The organism is Amycolatopsis sp. Hca4 (genome assembly GCF_013364075.1).
Lineage (GTDB): Bacteria > Actinomycetota > Actinomycetes > Mycobacteriales > Pseudonocardiaceae > Amycolatopsis.
The window spans coordinates 472,869-491,992 of the sequence record NZ_CP054925.1; the positions used below are offsets into that span (position 1 = coordinate 472,869).

1 protein-coding gene and 1 pseudogene are annotated in these 19,124 nt (G+C 75.4%); both read left to right on the plus strand.

Features of this window, described 5'->3' with window-relative positions; all coding sequences use genetic code 11:
* Positions 1-195 precede the first annotated feature (195 nt).
* Positions 196-16,578 (plus strand): annotated as a pseudogene (locus HUT10_RS50340) (SDR family NAD(P)-dependent oxidoreductase); the annotation flags it as partial.
* A 188-nt stretch (positions 16,579-16,766) separates the two neighbouring features.
* Positions 16,767-19,103, plus strand: coding sequence for a type I polyketide synthase (locus tag HUT10_RS52020; RefSeq protein WP_217709537.1), 2,337 nt, complete (start codon positions 16,767-16,769; stop codon positions 19,101-19,103).
* The last annotated feature ends 21 nt before the right edge of the window (positions 19,104-19,124 follow it).

Consider the following 19,124-nt stretch of genomic DNA (forward strand, 5'->3'; position numbering starts at 1 on the left):
CGGCACGTCCGGGAGACCGTCCGGTTCGCCGACGGGCTGGCCACGTTGCAGGACCACGGGGTGCGGACGTTCGTCGAACTCGGTCCGGATGCGACGTTGACCGCGCACGTGGCCGGGTTCGCCGAAGTGGCCGGGATCGCGGTGCTGCGCAAGGGCCACCCCGAAGTGGAAAGCCTGCTGCGGGCGCTGGGCGCGATGCACGCGCGGGGCGTCCGGATCGACTGGACGGCCTTCTTCGCGCCACACCGGCCGCGCACGGTCGCGTTGCCCACCTACGCCTTCCAGCACGAGCGCTACTGGCCCACGCCCAAGCCGGTCGTCTCGGACGCGTCCGGGCTGGGCCAGCAGGCGACCGGGCACCCGGTGCTCAGCGCCGCCGTCGCCCTGCCGGACTCCGCGGGCGTGGTGCTGACCGGGCAGCTGTCCGTGCGCACCCACCCGTGGCTGGCCGGGCACCGGCTGGACGGCCGGATCACGTTCCCGGCCAACGGGTTCCCCGAACTGGTGATCCGCGCCGGCGACGAGCTCGGCTGCGGTGCGCTCGGCGAGCTGGTCGTGCGGTCACCCCTGGTGCTGCCCGAGCAGGACGCGCTGCAGGTCCAGGTGCACGTCGGTGCGGAGCGGGACGGCGATCGCCCGTTCGTGCTGCGCTCGCGCACCGGCGCGGACGACTGGACCGAGCACGCCACCGGACACCTCGTCCGGCCCGCCGCCCCGGCCGGCACCGCCTTGGCGTGGCCGCCCGCCGACGCCGGCACCGTGTCCACCGCCGGACCCGGCGTCCGCAGCGTCCGGACGCGCGGCTCGGAGGTGTTCGCGGAGGTGGCAGGCCCGGCCGGGGACGGCTGGGGCCTACACCCCGCGCTGCTGGACAACGCGCTGCACGCGCTGGCCGCGGGCGGGTCCGCCGGTGGGTTCGCCCACCGCTGGCGCCGCACCACCCTGCACGCCACCGGCGCCACCGTGCTGCGGGTCCGGCTGGCCGGCACCGAGCTCGTCGCCGTCGACCCGGACGGCGCCCCCGTTCTCACCGCCGAGCTGGACCTGGTCGCCGAGCCGGTCCAGCCGGACGGCGCGGACCGCCGGACGCTCTACCGCATCGACTGGCTGCCGACGTCGGCCGAAGCGCCCACGCGCCGCCCGGTCCTCGTCGGCGCCGACCCGTTCGGCCTCGAAGCCGGACCGCCGGTGCCCAGCCTCGCCGAGGTCTCCGACGGCTCGGCGCCGGTGCTGGTCGCGTTCTCCGGTGACGGCGGCGACGAATGCGTCTCCGCGCACGACCTGAGCTGCCGTGCGCTGGCCGTCGCCCGGGAATGGCTGGCCGAGCCCCGTTTCGGCGGTGCCACGCTGACTGTGGTGACCCGCGGTGTGTGGTCCGGTGCGGACGTGGCCGCGTCGGCGGTGTGGGGCTTGCTGCGGGTGGCGCAGTCGGAGCACCCGGGCCGGTTCCGCCTGGTCGACCTGGACAACACCGCGGGCCCGGCCGATCTGGCCGCCGCGCTGGGTTCGGCCGAGCCGCAGCTGCGGGTCGGTGCGGGTGACGTGCGGGCGGCCCGGCTGCGGCCGGTTCGCCTGTCTCGGGTGGACTCCGGCTGGGACCGCACCGGCACGGTGCTGATCACCGGCGGCACCGGCGGGCTGGGCCGGGTGCTGGCCCGGCACCTGGCCGGGCAGGGCTTCGGACACCTCGCGCTGGTCAGCCGGTCCGGTCCGGCCGCGGACGGCGTGGACGAGCTGGTCGCGGAGCTGGCCGAGGTGGGCTGCCAGGTCGAGGTCCGGGCTTGCGATGTGGCCGACCCCGAAGCCGTGCGAGAGCTGGTCGGAACCATCGAGCCGCCGTTGACCGCGGTGGTGAACGCGGCCGGGATCCTCGACGACGGCGTGATCGAATCCCTGACCCCGCAACGAATTCACGACGTGCTGCGCGCCAAGGCCGACGCCGCCTGGAACCTGCACCAGGCCACCTCGGACCTCGACCTGGCCGGGTTCGTGCTGTTCTCCTCGATCGCCGGCAGCCTCGGCGTTGCCGGGCAGGGCAACTACGCGGCCGCCAACACGTTCCTCGACGGCCTGGCGCTGCACCGGCGCGGTCTCGGGCTGCCTGCGGTGTCGGTCGCCTGGGGCGCTTGGTCACCCGAAGTGGGCATGGCTTCGCGGCTGCGCGACGTCGACATCGCCCGGATGCACCGCGAGGGCCTCCCGCCGCTGTCGGTCGAGCTGGGTCTCGCGTTGTTCGACACCGCGGTCGCGGCCGAGGACCCGCTGCTGGTCCCGCTGCGCCTCGGGCACGCCGCCCTGCGGGCCCGGACCGACCTCACCCCGCTCTGGCACGAGCTGGCGGGTGCCCGGCGGGCCGCCGCGGCCACCGGCACCGCCGCCGCGGCCGGCGCCTTCGACGGGCTCAGCCGCGCCCAGGTGCGCGAGCAGGTGCTGGCCACCGTGTGCGCCGTCGCCGCCGAGGTCCTCGGGCACACCTCCGCCGCGGGGATCTCGGCCGGCCGGGAGTTCCGCGAACTCGGCTTCGACTCGCTGATGTCGGTGGAGCTGCGCAACCAGCTGGCCGCCGCGACGCAGCTGACCCTGCCCGTGTCCCTCGTCTACGACTACCCGACGCCCGAGGTGCTCGCCGGCTACCTGGCGGCCACGCTGCTCGGCGAGCGGGCCGCCACCGCGGTCGCCGGGGCCGGGGACGTCTCCGGCGAGCCGATCGCGATCGTCGGGATGGCCTGCCGCTTCCCGGCCGGGGTGGCCTCGCCCGAGCAGCTGTGGGAACTGGTCGCGACCGGCCGCGACGGCATCGGGGACTTCCCCGCCGACCGTGGCTGGGACCTGGCCGCGCTGGCCGGCGACGGCCCCGGCCGCAGCGACACCCAGCGCGGCGGGTTCCTCGCCGACATCGCCGGGTTCGACGGCGCCTTCTTCGGGGTCTCGCCGCGTGAGGCGCTGGCCATGGATCCCCAGCAGCGGCAGCTGCTGGAGGTGTCGTGGGAAGCGCTGGAACGGGCGGGCATCGACCCGGCCGGGTTGCGCGGCAGCGCCACCGGCGTGTTCGTCGGGACGAACGGCCAGAGCTACGGCTCGGTGGTCGAGGGCGCCGAGGAAGACCTGATCGGGCACACCTTGACCGGGGTGTCGGCCAGCGTGCTGTCCGGCCGGGTCGCCTACACCCTCGGCCTGGAAGGCCCGGCGGTGAGCGTCGACACGGCGTGTTCGTCGTCGCTGGTGGCCCTGCACTGGGCGGGCCAGGCGTTGCAGGCGGGGGAGTGCTCGCTGGCCCTCGCCGGTGGGGTGACGGTGATGTCGTCGCCGAACGGGTTCGTGAAGTTCACCCGGCAAGGCGGTCTCGCCGCCGACGGCCGCTGCAAGGCGTACGCCGACGGTGCTGACGGCACGGGCTGGTCCGAGGGCGTCGGCGTGCTGGTGCTGGAGCGGCTGGCGGACGCGCAGCGCCACGGCCACCGGGTGCTGGCGGTGGTGCGGGGCAGCGCGGTGAACCAGGACGGCGCGTCCAACGGCCTGACGGCGCCGAACGGTCCTTCGCAGCAGCGGGTGATCCGGCAGGCGCTGGCGTCGGCTGGTCTGTCCACTTCGGACGTCGACGCGGTCGAGGGTCACGGAACGGGCACGAAGCTGGGCGACCCGATCGAAGCGCACGCGCTGCTGGCGACCTACGGCCAGGACCGGGAAACCCCGCTGTGGCTGGGTTCGGTGAAGTCCAACATCGGCCACACCCAGGCCGCGGCCGGGGTTGCCGGGATCATCAAGATGGTGCAGGCGATGCAGCACGGGGTGCTGCCGCCGAGCCTGCACGTGGACGCTCCCTCGACGCAGGTCGACTGGTCCGCCGGGGCCGTCAAGGTGCTCACCGAACCGACGCCGTGGCCGGAAGCCGATCGGCCGCGCCGGTTCGGGGTGTCGTCCTTCGGGATCAGCGGCACCAACGCCCACACCATCATCGAGGCGCCCGAGCCGGTCGCCCCGGCCGAGGTGGCCGAGCGGGACGTGCTGGTCCCCTGGGTGCTCTCGGCCAAGTCGCCCGAAGCGGTGCGGGCGCAGGCCCTCCGGCTGGCCGAAGAGCTTTCCGACGGCGACGCGGTCGATGTCGGCTGGTCTCTGGCCACCACCCGGACGGCGTTCGACCACCGGGCGGTGGTACTGGCCGCGGACCGCGAGTCCGGCGTCGCCGCCCTGCGCCGGCTGGGCGAAGTGGGCGAACGAACGCCCGGCAAGTTCGCGGTGCTGTTCTCCGGTCAGGGCGCGCAGCGGGCGGGGATGGGCCGGGAGCTGTCCGCCCGGTACCCGGTGTTCGCCGCTGCGCTGGACGAGGTGTTGGCCGAGCTCCCGATCGAGGACCTGCGGGAGGTGATGTGGTCCGGCGATGGGCTGGACGAAACCCGATACACGCAGCCTGCGTTGTTCGCGGTGGAGACCGCGTTGTTCCGGCTCGTCGAGTCCTGGGGCATCAAGCCCGATTTCGTGGCCGGGCACAGCATCGGCGAGATCACCGCGGCGCACGTGGCCGGTGTGCTGTCGCTGGCCGACGCCTGCGCGCTCGTCGAAGCTCGTGGCCGGTTGATGCAGGCCCTGCCTCCGGGCGGGGCGATGCTCGCGGTGCGCGCTACCGAGGCCGAAGCCCTGGCGTGGATCGAGGGCACCGACGTGTCCATCGCGGCGGTCAACGGCCCGGACGCCGTGGTGCTGTCGGGGCCGGTGGCGGCGATCGACACCATCACGGCGGAGCGGGCCAAGCGGTTGCCGGTCAGCCACGCCTTCCACTCCGGCCTGATGGAGCCGATGCTCGCGGACTTCGCGCGTGCCCTGGACGGGATCACGTTCCACGAGTCCACGATTCCGCTGGTGTCCACTGTGACCGGTGAGTGCACCGAGCCGGGCAGCGTCGACTACTGGGTGCGGCACGTCCGGGACACCGTCCGCTTCGCCGACGGCCTGGACACCCTCCACCGCGAAGGGGTCCGGACGTTCCTGGAGCTGGGGCCGGACGCCACGCTGACCACCCACGTGGCCGCACTGGCCGACGTGACCGGGATCGCCGCCCTGCGCAAGGACAAGCCCGAGGACGAGTGCCTGCTCCGCGCCTTGGGCGCGGTGCACGTCCACGGCGTCCCCGTCGACTGGGACGCCTTCTTCACCCCGCTCGAACCGCGGCGGGTCGACCTGCCCACCTACGCCTTCCAGCACGAGCAGTACTGGCCCACGCCGCGCGCCACGGGCGACGCCGCCGGGCACGGCCTGGAGACCACCGGCCACCCCCTGATCAGCGCCATGGTGCCGATGGCCGACGACACCGGCGTGGTCCTCACCGGACGGCTGTCGCTGCGCACCCACCCTTGGCTGGCCGACCACGCCGTCGGCGGGCAGGTGCTGTTCCCCGGCACCGGGTTCGTCGAACTGGCCACTCGCGCCGGGATCGAGGCGGGCCTGGGCCGGATCGAAGAGCTGACCCTGCTGGTGCCGCTGGTGATCCCCGCGCGGGAAGCCGTGCAGCTGCAGGTCAGGGTGGACGCCGACGGCACGCTGGCCGTCCACGCCCGGCCCGAGGGCGGCGGCTGGACCCGGCACGCCACCGGCGAGCTCACCGCCGCGGCCCCCGCCGAGCCGGTCACCGGGTTCGACGCCTGGCCGCCGCCGGGCGCGGAGCCGATCGACGTGACCGGCTGCTACCACGACTTCGCCGCCTCCGGCTACGGCTACGGCCCGGTGTTCCAGGGCCTGACCGCGGTGTGGCGCCGCGGTGGCGAGTACTTCACCGAGGTGGAACTGCCGGAGCAGGCGGTGGCCGCCGCGGCCCGGTTCGACCTGCACCCGGCCCTGCTGGACGCGGTGCTGCACACACTCCTGGTGGCCCGCCCGGTCGGGGACGAGCAGCGGCTGCCGTTCGCCTGGCAGGGCGTGACCGTGCACGCGGCCGGCGCCACCCGGCTGCGGGTCCGGCTGACCGACCTCGGCGGCGACGCCATGGCCATCACCGCCGTGGACGGCACGGGCCGCCCGGTCATCACCATCGACTCCCTGCGCGACCGCGTGGTCTCCGGCGTTTCGCCGTCCCGCCGCCGCGGCGCGCTGCACACGATCCGCTGGACCCCGGCCGACGCCCCCCGGCCCGGCGCCACCCTGCCCGACGTCGCCCTGGTCGGCCCGGACTCCTTCGGCATGCGGGCCGCCTTCGACCGCGTCGACGTGCCGGTCCGGCAGGCCGGTGAGCTGCCGGACCTGATCACCCGCGACGGTGCCGCCGTCCCGGGCCTGGTGCTGGCCCCGCTCAGCGTGCCGGACGACGTCGTCGGCGTGCCCGCCGCGACCCACGCGGTCACCACCGTCGTGCTCGGGCTGGTCCAGCAGTGGCTGGCCGAGGCCGCGTTCGCCCGGTCCCGGCTGGTCTTCGTGACCCGCGGCGCCCAGTCGCCGTCGGAGGTGAACGGGGTGGTCGCCGCCCCGGTGTGGGGTCTCGTACGGGCCGCGCTCACCGAGAACCCGGACCGCTTCGCGCTGCTGGACCTGGACCCGGCCGCCGAGGCCGACGGCGCCCTGCTGGCCGGGGCGCTGGGCGGCGGCGAGCCCGAGGTGCTCGTCCGCGACGGCCGCGTGCTGACCGGCAGCCTCGTCGCCGCCGACACCGGTCTCGCCGTGCCGGACGGCGCCGCCACCTGGCGGCTCGGCATGGTCGAGCAGGGCAGCCTGGACGGGCTGGGCCTGGTGCCGTGCGAGCTGCCGGAACCGCACGGGCGCGAGGTGCGGATCGAGGTCCGCGCGGCCGGCCTGAACTTCCGCGACGTGCTCAACACGCTGGGCATGTACCCGGGCGAGGTACCGCTGCTGGGTGCCGAGGCGATGGGCGTGGTCACCGCGACCGGCCCCGAGACCGCCGGCCTGCGCGTCGGTGACCGGGTGATGGGCCGGGTCACCGGCGCCTTCGGCCCGGCCGCCGTCGTGGACGAGCGCTACCTGACCGCCGTGCCGTCACGGTGGTCGGACGAGGAGGCCGCCGGCGCGCCGGTCGCGTTCCTCACCGCGTTGTACGGCCTGATCGACGTGGCGGCCGTCCGGCCCGGCGACCGGGTGCTGATCCACGCCGGTGCCGGCGGCGTCGGCATGGCCGCGATCCAGGTCGCGCAGTGGCTGGGCGCGGAGGTCTTCGCCACGGCCAGCGAGCCGAAGTGGCCGGTGCTGCGCGAGCTCGGCGTGGCCGCGGACCACATCGCCTCCTCCCGCGCCCTGGACTTCGAGGACGACTTCCGCGCGGTGTCGGGCGGCCACGGCATGGACGTGGTGCTGAACTCCCTGGCGGGCGAGTTCCTGGACGCCTCGGTGCGGCTGCTGGCCGAAGGCGGCCGGTTCGCCGAGATGGGCAAGACCGATCTCCGCACGGACATCCCGGGCTACCGCGCCTTCGACATCGCCGAAGCCGGTCCGGACCGGACGAGCGAGCTGCTGCGCCGGCTCACCGAGCTGGTCGCCGACGGCACCCTCCGCCCCCTGCCGACCCGAGCGTTCGACGTGCGCCGGGCCGCCGACGCGATGCGGGTGATGAGCCAGGCCAAGCACGTCGGCAAGCTCGTGCTGACCATGCCGCGGGCCTGGGACCGCGAGCTGCCGGTGCTGATCACCGGCGGCACCGGCGGCCTAGGCCGGCTCCTGGCCCGGCACCTGGCCGGGCAGGGCTTCCGGCACCTTGTGCTCAGCTCGCGCCGAGGCGCCCGCGCCGAGGGCGCCGCCGAGCTGGCGGCCGACCTGGCCGCCGCGGGCACCCGGGTGGACCTGCGGACCTGCGACCTGACCGATCCGGTCGCGACCACCAGCCTGGTCACGTCGTACCCGGCACTGGCCGGCATCGTGCACGCCGCCGGGGTGCTGGACGACGGGCTGGTCGAATCGCTCACCGCCGACCGGCTCGGCCGGGTGCTGGCGGCCAAGGCCGACAGCGCCTGGTACCTGCACGAGGCCACCCGCCACCGGCCGGTCGGCGGGTTCGTGGCGTTCTCCTCCGTCGCCGGGATCTTCGGGTCCGCCGGGCAGGGCAACTACGCGGCCGGCAACACCTTCCTGGACGGCCTGCTGGCCTACCGCCGCTCGCTGGGGCTGCCGGGCGTCTCGATCGCCTGGGGCGCCTGGGAACCGGCGGGCGGGATGACCGCGACGCTGTCCGAACAGGACATGAGCCGGATGCGCCGCAAGGGCCTGCCGCCGCTGCGGGCCGACGACGGCCTCGCCCTGTTCGACCGGGCCGTCCGGGCGGTCGAACCGCTCGTGGTCGCCGTCGACGTCGATCCCCGGCAGCTGGCCGCCCGCGACGCCCTGCCGCACCTGCTGCGCGGGCTGGCCGGCCCGAAGCGGGTGGCGCTGCGCCGCGCCGGGCCGGGCGAGGTCGCCGCGGCCGAGCCGGGCAGCTGGGCCGCCGGGCTGGCCGGCCGGAGTGACACCCAGCGCCGGCAGGACGCCTTGGCCCTGGTCCAGGCCCAGGCCGCGCTGGTGCTCGGGCACGCGGACGCCGCGAGCATCCGGCCGGACCGGGAGTTCCGCGAGCTGGGCTTCGACTCGCTGACCGCGGTCGAGTTGCGCAACCGGCTCGGCCAGGCCACCGGCCTGCGGCTGTCGGCCACCCTCGTGTTCGACCACCCCACGCCGCAGCAGCTGGCCGGGCACCTGCTCGACCAGGTCGCCCCGGCCACGGCGCCCGTCTCCGCCCCGGCGGCGGTGTCCGCCGCGCCGGACGACGACCCGATCGCGATCGTCGGCATGGCCTGCCGCTTCCCGGACGGGATCGACACGCCGGAGCGGCTGTGGGAGGTCGTGGCCGGCGGCCGGGACACCATCACGCCGTTCCCCGAGGACCGCGGCTGGGACCTCGACGCCCTGCGCGCCGACGACCCGGACGCCCCCGGCCGCAGCGCCACCCGGTTCGGCAGCTTCCTGCGCGACGCGGGCGGGTTCGACGCCGAGTTCTTCGGCATCGCCCCGCGCGAAGCGCTGGCGATGGATCCGAAGCAGCGGCTGGTGCTGGAAACCTCCTGGGAGGCGCTGGAGCGCTCCGGGATCGACCCGGCCGGCCTGCGCGGCGGCCGCGCCGGGGTTTTCCTCGGCGCGTCCAGCAGCGACTACCCGGGCATGCTGGCCGGTCACCCGGACACCCGGGGGCTGCGGATGACCGGCACGATCCCCAGCGTCCTGTCCGGCCGCGTGGCCTACACGCTCGGCGTGGAGGGCCCGGCGCTCACGGTGGACACGGCCTGTTCGTCGTCGCTGGTGGCCCTGCACCTGGCGGCGCAGGCGCTGCGCTCCGGCGAGTGTTCGCTCGCACTGGCCGGTGGCGCGACGATCATGGCCGGTCCCACGCTGTTCGTGGAGTTCTCCAAGCAGGGTGGCCTGGCCGAGGACGGCCGGTGCAAGGCCTACGCCGACGGCGCGGACGGCACCGGCTGGGCCGAAGGCGTCGGCGTGCTGGTCGTGGAGCGGCTGTCGGACGCCCGCCGCCACGGGCACCGGGTCCTGGCCCTGCTGCGCGGCAGTGCGGTCAACTCCGACGGCGCGTCCAACGGCCTGACCGCGCCGAGCGGCCCCGCGCAGCAGCGGGTGATCCGGCAGGCACTGGCCGCCGCGCGGCTGGCTCCGTCCGATGTGGACGCCGTGGAAGGGCACGGCACCGGCACGAAGCTGGGGGACCCGATCGAGGCGCACGCCCTGCTGGCCACCTACGGCCAGGACCGGGAAACCCCGCTCCTGCTCGGTTCCGTCAAGTCCAACATCGGGCACACGCAGGCCGCGGCGGGCGTCGCCGGGGTGATGAAGATGGTGCTGGCCATGCACCACGGCGTCCTGCCGAAGACGCTGCACGTCGAGCGGCCCTCCGGCCACGTCGACTGGACCGCGGGCGCGGTCAGCGTGCTGACCGAGAACGTCGGCTGGCCCGAACGCGGCCGCCCGCGCCGGGCCGGTGTCTCCTCCTTCGGGATCAGCGGCACCAACGCCCACGTCATCCTCGAGCAGGCGGAACCCGTCGCCGTGCCGCCGATGTCCCGGCCGGACGCCGTGGTGCCCTGGGTGCTGTCGGCCAAGTCGCCCGAGGCGCTGCGGGCCCAGGCCGCGGCCTTGGCCGGGTTCGCGGCCGAGGCCGACCCGGTGGACGTGACCTGGTCCCTGCTGACCGCCCGCAGCGGCTTCGACCACCGGGCCGCCTACGCCGACCACCGTTCGCTGCTGGCGGGCCGCCCGCTGGCCGAGGGCGAGCGGCACGACGGCCGGCTGGCCGTGGTGTTCTCCGGCCAGGGCGCGCAACACGCCGGGATGGGCCGGGAACTGCACGGCCGCTTCCCGGTGTTCGCGCGTGCCCTCGACGAGGTGCTGGCCGAACTGGCCGAGCAGGGCCTAGCGGACCTGCGCGAGGTGATGTGGTCCGGCACGGGCCTGGACCAGACCCGCTACACCCAGCCGGCCCTGTTCGCCGTCGAGGTCGCGTTGTTCCGGCTGGTCGAGTCGTGGGGCGTCCGGCCCGATTTCGTGGCCGGGCACAGCATCGGCGAGCTCACCGCCGCCTTCGTGGCCGGGCTGTTCTCCCTGGCGGACGCCTGCGCCCTGGTCGCCGCGCGCGGCCGCCTCATGCAGACGCTGCCGCCCGGCGGCGCGATGCTCGCCGTCCAGGCCACCGAAGAGCAGGCCCGCCGGTGGCTCGCCGGCCACGAGGACCGGGCTTCGCTGGCCGCGGTCAACGGCCCCGCCGCGGTCGTGCTGGCCGGTGCCGAGGACGTCATCGCCGCGATCGAACGGCAGGCCGAAGGCCACCGCCGGACCCGGCTGACCGTCTCGCACGCCTTCCACTCGCCGTTGATGGACCCCATGCTCGCCCAGTTCGCGCACGCCCTGGACGGCATCGGCTTCCACCCGCTGCGCATCCCGGTCGTCGCCGGCCTCGCCGGCCGCCCGGCCGGGGAGGAGCTGGCCGACATCGGCTACTGGGTGCGGCACGTCCGCGAGACCGTGCGGTTCGCCGACACCGTGGCGGCGTTGCACGAAGCCGGCGTCGGCACGGTCCTCGAGCTCGGGCCGGACGCCACGCTCACCACGCACGTGGCCGCCCGCGACGGCGTGGCCGCGATCCCGGCCCTGCGCCGCGACCGCGGCGAAGAGGAGTGCCTGGTGCACGCGCTGGCCGCGCTGCACGTGCGAGGCGTGCCGGTCGACTGGACCGCGTTCTACGCGCCGCTGAAGCCGAAGGTCGTCGACCTGCCCACCTACCCGTTCCGGCACCGGCGGTTCTGGCCGGACCCGGTCACCGGCACCGGTGACGCGTCCGGGCTGGGTCAGCAGCCGACCGGGCACCCGCTGGCCGCGGCCGCGGTGGTGCTCCCGGCGGGGGCGGGCGTGCTGCTCACCGGCCGGTGGTCGGCGCGCACCCACCCGTGGCCACCGGACGGCGTGGTACCCGGCGCGGCCCTGCTCGACCTGGTGATCCGGGCGGGCGACGAGGTCGGCTGCGGCCGGCTGGCCGAGCTGAACCTGGGAGCGCCGCCGGCGCTGCCCGGCCGTGCCGCGCTCGCGGTACAGGTCCGGGTCGGCGCGGACGACGGCGGCCGCCGCCCCGTAACCGTGCACTCGCGCCCGGCCGACGCACCGGACGTGCCGTGGACCGAGCACGCTACGGGGTTCCTCGAGGCGGGTGGGCCCGCCTCGGCCGCCGCGATGGCGTGGCCGCCGGAAGAAGCCGAAGCGCCGTGGATCGAGGATGCCACTGGCTTTCTCGAAACGGATGGCCCCACTGCCGCCACCCAGGTGGCCGGGCCGCCGGAAGACGCCGGATTCCTCGAGGCGGGTGGGCCCGCCTCGGCCGCCGCGATGGCGTGGCCGCCGGCAGACGCCGAAGCGCTGGAGCTGCCCGGTCTGACCGGAGCCTGGCGGCGGGGCGCGGAGCTGTTCCTCGTGGCCGAAGTCGCCGAGCCCGGTGGCTACGGTCTGCACCCGGCCCTGCTGGAGGCCGTGTTGTCGCCGGGGGTGCTGGCCGAGGCCGGGGTGACCGGGGTGCCGCGCTCGTGGGCCGGGGTGACGCTGCGGGCGGCCGGGGCCACCGCGCTGCGCGTCCGGCTGGCCGTGGCCGGCGACAGCGCGTCGCTCACCGCGGTCGACCCGGCCGGCGAGCCCGTGCTGACCGCCGAGCGGATCCGCTTCGGCGAGCCGGCCGGGAGCGACGCGGCCGCCGAGACCCTGTACCGGGTGGAGTGGCTGCCCGCCGCGGCCTCCGCGGGCCCCGCCGGCCGGACCGTGCTGCTGGGTACCGACCCGTTCGGCCTGGCCGAGGGCCTCGGCTCGATCGAAACCCCGGCCGCCCTGGCCGGGGACGAACAACGGGTGCTGGCCGCGCTGGACGGCGGGGGCTCCGCACACCAGGCCGCGGTCCGCGCGCTGGCGCTGGTCCAGGAGTGGCTGGCCGAACCCCGCTGCGGCGGGGTGGAGCTGGTCGTGCTCACCCGGGGCGTCTGGTCCGGCACGGACCCGGCCGCGGCCGCGGTCTGGGGCCTGCTGCGCTCGGCGCAGTCGGAGAACCCCGGCCGCTTCCGCCTGATCGACCTGGATCCCACCGCCGGCCCGGCCGATCTGGCCGCCGCGCTGGCCGCCACCGAACCGCAGCTGCGGGTCGGTGCGGGTGACGTGCGCGCCGCCCGGCTGCGGCCGGTTCGCCTGCCGCGGACGGAGTCCGGCTGGGACCGCACCGGCACGGTGCTGATCACCGGCGGTACCGGCGGCGTCGGCCGGGTCCTCGCCCGGCACCTGGCCGGGCAGGGCTTCGAACACCTCGCGCTGGTCAGCCGGTCCGGTCCGGCCGCGGACGGCGTCGACGAGCTGGTCGCGGAGCTCGCCGGGCTGGGCTGCCGGGTCGAGGTCCGGGCTTGCGACGTGGCCGACCCCGAAGCCGTGCGAGAGCTGGTCGCAAGCATCCGGCCGCCGTTGACCGCGGTGGTGAACGCAGCCGGCGTGCTGGACGACGGCGTGATCGATTCGCTTACGCCGCAACGAGTTCACGACGTGCTGCGCGCGAAGGCCGACGCCGCCTGGAACCTGCACCAAGCCACTGTGGACCACGACCTGGCCGGCTTCGTGCTGTTCTCCTCGATCGCCGGCACCCTGGGGTCCGCCGGGCAGGGCAACTACGCGGCCGCCAACACGTTCCTCGACGGCCTGGCCCTGCACCGCCACGGCCAAGGGCTGCCCGCGGTGTCCGTCGCCTGGGGCGCCTGGTCACCCGAGGTCGGCATGGCCTCCCGGCTGCGCCCCGCCGACCTCACCCGGATGCGCCGCGACGGTCTGCCGCCGCTCGGCCTGGCCGACGGCCTGGCCCTCTTCGACGCGGCGGTGTCCGCGCCGGACGCCCTGCTGCTGGCCCTGCGTCCGGACCACACCGCGCTGCGGGCCCGCACCGGCCTGGCCCCGCTGTGGCACGAACTGGTCCCGGCCCGTCGCGCCGCTGCCCCCGCGCTCCGGCCGGCCGCCGGGGGCTTCGCCGCCGAGCTCGCCGAGCTGACCCGGGCCCAGGCCCGGAACCGGGTGCTGGCCGACGTCCGCGCGGTCGCTGCCGAGGTGCTCGGCCATTCGTCGGCCGCGGAAGTGCCGGCCGGGCGGGAGTTCCGCGAGCTCGGCTTCGACTCGCTGATGTCGGTGGAGCTGCGCAACCGGCTGGGCACGATCACCGGGCTGTCGCTGCCGGTGTCGCTCGTCTACGACTACCCGACCCCCGCCGTGCTGACCGGGTTCCTGCTGACCACGCTGCTGGGCGAGAGCCGCCCGGAGGCACCCGTGGTGGAGACCCGGGACGTGTCCGGCGACCCGATCGCCATCGTCGGCATGGCCTGCCGCTTCCCGGCCGGGGTGGCCTCTCCGGAGGACCTGTGGCGGCTGGTGGTCGGCGGCGAGGACGCCGTCCGGCCCTTCCCGGCGGACCGTGGCTGGGACCTGGCCGCGCTGGCCGGCGACGGCCCCGGCCGCAGCGACACGCAGCACGGCGGGTTCCTGGCCGACGCGGCCGGGTTCGACAACACCTTCTTCGGGGTTTCACCCCGCGAAGCGCTGGCCATGGACCCGCAGCAGCGTCAGTTGCTGGAGGTGTCGTGGGAAGCATTGGAACGGGCCGGGATCGACCCGGCCGGGTTGCGCGGCAGCGCCACCGGCGTGTTCGTGGGCACCAACGGCCAGAGCTACGGCTCGGTGGTCGACGGGGCGGAGGAAGACCTGGCCGGCCACTCCCTGACCGGGGTTTCGGCCAGTGTGCTGTCCGGGCGGGTCTCGTACCTGCTGGGGCTGGAAGGTCCGGCGGTGAGCGTCGACACGGCGTGTTCGTCGTCGCTGGTGGCGCTGCACTGGGCCGGCCAGGCGTTGCGGGCGGGGGAGTGTTCGCTGGCGTTGGCCGGTGGCGTGACGGTGATGGCCTCGGCCAACGGGTTCGTGAAGTTCACGCGCCAAGGCGGGCTCGCTCCGGACGGCCGGTGCAAGGCGTACGCGGACGGTGCTGACGGCACGGGCTGGTCCGAGGGGGTCGGCGTGCTGGTGCTGGAGCGGCTTTCCGACGCCCGGCGCCACGGCCACGACGTGCTGGCAGTCGTCCGGGGTTCGGCGGTGAACCAGGACGGCGCATCCAACGGTTTGACCGCGCCGAACGGTCCTTCGCAGCAGCGGGTGATCCGGCAGGCGCTGGCGTCGGCTGGTTTGTCCACTTCGGACGTCGACGCGGTCGAAGGCCACGGTACCGGCACGAAGCTGGGTGATCCGATCGAGGCGCACGCGCTGCTGGCGACCTACGGCCAGGAGCGGGAAACGCCGTTGTGGCTGGGTTCGGTGAAGTCGAACATCGGCCACACCCAGGCCGCGGCCGGTGTTGCCGGGATCATCAAGATGGTGCAGGCGATGCAGCACGGGATCTTGCCGCCGAGCCTGCACGTGGATGAGCCGTCGACGCAGGTCGACTGGTCGGCCGGGGCCGTCAAGGTGCTGACCGAACCGACGCCGTGGCCGGAAACCGGCCGGCCGCGCCGGTTCGGGGTGTCGTCCTTCGGGATCAGCGGCACCAACGCCCACACCATCATCGAGGCACCGGAACCGGCCGTACCGGCCGAGCGGGAACCGTGGGACGCGCTGGTGCCGTGGGTGCTCTCGGCCAAGACAGCCGACGCGCTCCCGGCGCAGGCCGCGCGACTGGCCGATCGCCTCCCCGAGGGCAGCACCGTGGACATCGGGTGGTCGCTGGCCACCACCCGGGCCGCACTCGACCACCGGGCCGTGGTGGTGGCCGCGGACCGCGAGTCCGGCCTCGCCGCCCTGCGCGAACTGAGCGAGAGCGGCACCGGCGACGGCCGCTTGGCCATCCTGTTCTCCGGCCAGGGCGCGCAGCGGGCGGGGATGGGCCGGGAGCTGTCCGCCCGGTACCCCGTGTTCGCCGCCGCGCTGGACGAGGTGCTGGACCAGCTGGGGATCGACGGTTTGCGGGAGGTGATGTGGTCCGGGAACGGGCTGGACGAAACCCGGTACACGCAGCCGGCGTTGTTCGCGGTCGAAACGGCGTTGTTCCGGCTCGTCGAGTCCTGGGGCGTCAAGCCGGATTACGTGGCCGGGCACAGCGTCGGTGAGATCACCGCGGCGCACGTCTCGGGTGTGCTGTCGCTGGCGGATGCGTGTGTGCTCGTCGAGGCGCGGGGCCGGTTGATGCAGGCCCTGCCGCCGGGTGGGGCGATGCTGGCGGTCCAGGCCACCGAGGAGGAGGCGCGGCAGTGGACCGACGTGTCGATCGCGGCGGTCAACGGCCCGAACGCAGTCGTGCTGTCCGGCACGGAAGAGGCGATCGACCGGATCGAGGCGGACCGGGCCAAGCGGCTGCCGGTGTCCCACGCGTTCCACTCCGGCCTGATGGAGCCGATGCTGGACGAGTTCGCCCGTGCGTTGGACGGGATCACGTTCCACGCGCCCGAAATCCCGGTGGTCTCGAACCTGACCGGTGACCTGGTGACCGAGTTCGGCACCGGCTACTGGGTCCGGCACGTCCGTGACACCGTGCGGTTCGCCGACACGCTGCAAACCCTGTACGCCGCCGGAATCCGCACGTTCCTGGAACTGGGGCCGGACGCGACGCTGACCACCCACGTGGCCGCACTGGCCGACGTGACCGGGATCGCCGCCCTGCGCAAGGACAAGCCCGAGGACGAGTGCCTGCTCCGCGCGTTGGGCGCGGTGCACGTGCGAGGGGTCGCCGTCGACTGGGACGCCTTCTTCGCCCCGCTCGAACCGCGGCGGGCCGACCTGCCCACCTACGCCTTCCGGCACCGGCGCTTCTGGCCCACCCCGGGCGTGGCCGGCGCGGACGGCACCGGGCACCCGCTGCTCACCGCCGTGACCGCCCGCGCCGGCGGAGCGGACGTGGTGCTGACCGGACGGCTGTCCGTGCGGACCCACCCCTGGCTGGCCGACCACGTCGTCGGCGAGCGGATCCTGTTCCCCGGCACCGGGTTCGTCGAACTGGCGATCCGCGCCGGCGACGAGGCCGGCTGTGGCCGGCTCGAAGACCTGACCCTGCTGGCCCCGCTGGTCGTCCCGAGCAGGGCGCCGTGCAGGTCCAGGTCTGGGTGGCCGAGCCGGACGCGGCGGGCCTGCGCGCCCTGGACGTCCACGCCCGTCCGGACGGCGGCGAGTGGACCCGGCACGCCACCGGAACGCTGGCACCGGCGGCAGCGCCGCCGTCCGACGGCGTCACCGCTTGGCCACCTCCGGGCGCCGTCCCGGTGGACACCACCGGGTTCTACGCGGACTTGGCCGCCCTCGGCCTGCACTACGGCCCGGTGTTCCAGGGCGTGCGCGCGGTCTGGCGGGGCGACGACGGCGACTGGTTCGCCGAGGTCGAGCTGCCCGAGGACGCCCACCAAGGCGGCCTGGGCCTGCACCCGGCGCTGCTGGACGCCGCCCTGCACGCCATCCGCTTCGTGCGTTCGGAAGACCGCGACCGGGACGAAGGCCCGGCCCTGCCGTTCGCTTGGCGCGACGTCGACCTGCACGCGCAGGGCGCCGGCACGCTGCGGGTCCGGCTGCACCGCGCCGAAGACGAGTCCGTCCGCCTGACCGCGGCCGACGCCACCGGAGCACCGGTGATCACGGTCGGTGCGCTGGCGCTGCGGGCCATCCCGGCGGAGACCGCGCCGAGCACCCGCGACGGCCTGTTCGGCATCGACTGGACACCGGCCACGGCCACGGCCGAAGCCACGGAGGTGGCCGTGGCCGGAGCCGACCCCTGGCAGGTCGCGGACGCCCTGCGCGGCCACGGCGTCGACGTGCGCACCGCACCCGGCCTGACCGCGCTGGGCACCCCGCCCGGGGTGGTGCTGGTGAGCGTGGAGGCCACGGGAGAGCTGCCGCAGGCCGCCCACGCGGCCGCCGGCCGCGCGCTCGAACTCGTCCGGGAGTGGCTGGCGGTGACCGACTCCGGATCCGCCTCCCGCCTGGTGGTGCTGACCCGCGGCGCCCACGCGGACTGCCCGGCCGCGGCCGCGGTCTGGGGCCTGGTGCGCAGCGCCCGGTCGGAGAACCCGGGCCGCTTCGCCTTGGTGGACCTGGACACCGGCGACCTCGACCCGGCCGCACTGGCCCGGGTCGTGGCCGGCGAGGACACCGAAGCCCTGATCCGGGACGGCGAGGTACTGGCGGGCCGCCTGGTTCGCGCGACCACCGGCGCTCCCGAGGCCGCGCTCGCCGGGAATGCCGGGCGGCCGCTGCCCACCGACCCGGCGCCGACCGCGGCCTGGGACCCGACGCGGCCCGTCCTGATCACCGGCGGCACCGGCGGTCTCGGCCGGCTGCTGGCCCGGCACCTCACCGCACAAGGCTTCCGCCACCTGGTACTCACCTCCCGACGGGGCCCGGCGGCCGAGGGCATCGATGCGCTCGTCGCCGAACTGGGCGCCGCCGGCTCCCGGGTGCAGGTGCTCGCCTGTGACCTCACCGATCCTGCGGCCACCGCCGGCCTGGTCGCCCGCTGCGGCGAACTCACCGCCGTGGTGCACGCCGCCGGGGTGCTGGACGACGGCCTGGTCACCTCGCTCACCCCGGACCGCCTGCACCCCGTGCTGGCGGCCAAGGCCGACGGGGCCTGGCACCTGCACGAGGCCACCCGGCACCTGCCGCTGGCCGGGTTCGTCACCTTCTCGTCGCTGGCCGGGGTGCTGGGCGGCCGCGGGCAGGGCAACTACGCGGCCGGCAACGCCTTCCTCGACGCCCTGGCCGCCCACCGCCGCGCCCAGGGCCTGCCGGGGCGGTCCATCGCCTGGGGTTCCTGGGAGCCTGCCGGCGGCATGACGGCCACATTGTCGGTCGCCGACCTGGAGCGGATGCGGCGGTCCGGCTTCCCGCCGCTGCCGGTCGCGACCGGGCTGGCCCTCTTCGATGCCGCCCGCGGCGCCGATCGCGCGCTGGTGGTGGCGACCGGGTTCGACGCGGCCGCGTTGCGGGCCCGGGACGAGCTGCCGGAGGTGCTGCGCGGGCTCGTCCGCGTGCCGCAGCGCCGAGCCGCGGTCCGCGGCACCCAGCCGGTGGCCGCGCTCGGCGACCGGCTGGCCGGCCTGTCCCGCGGCGAACAGCAGGACACGGTGCTCGGCGCGGTGCGCACCCAGGTCGCCCGGGTGCTCGGGCACGGCGACGCCGGATCCGTCGGCGCCACGGAAAGCTTCAAGGACCTCGGGTTCGATTCGCTGACCGCCGTCGAGCTGCGCAACGGCCTCACCACGGCCACCGGGCTCAAGCTGCCGGCCACCCTCGTCTTCGACTACCCGACGACGTCGCTGCTGGCCGAGTACCTGCTGGGCAAGCTGGCGCCGGTGAGCCAGGCCCCGGCCGGGTCCCTGGTGGACGAGCTGGACCGGCTGGAAGCCCTGCTCGACCCGAAGACCGCGAAGGGCCGGGACGGCGAGCGGATCCTGCACCGGCTGGAAAGCCTGACCGCACGAGTCCGGCAATTGTCCTACCCCCAACCGGCCAAGAATGAGGGCCGGACCGATGACGACCTCAGCACCGTCTCCGTCGACGAGCTGTTCTCGATCATCGATCAGGGTTTCGGTTCCGGACAGGACTGAACGGTTTCGCCGGCACGGTTG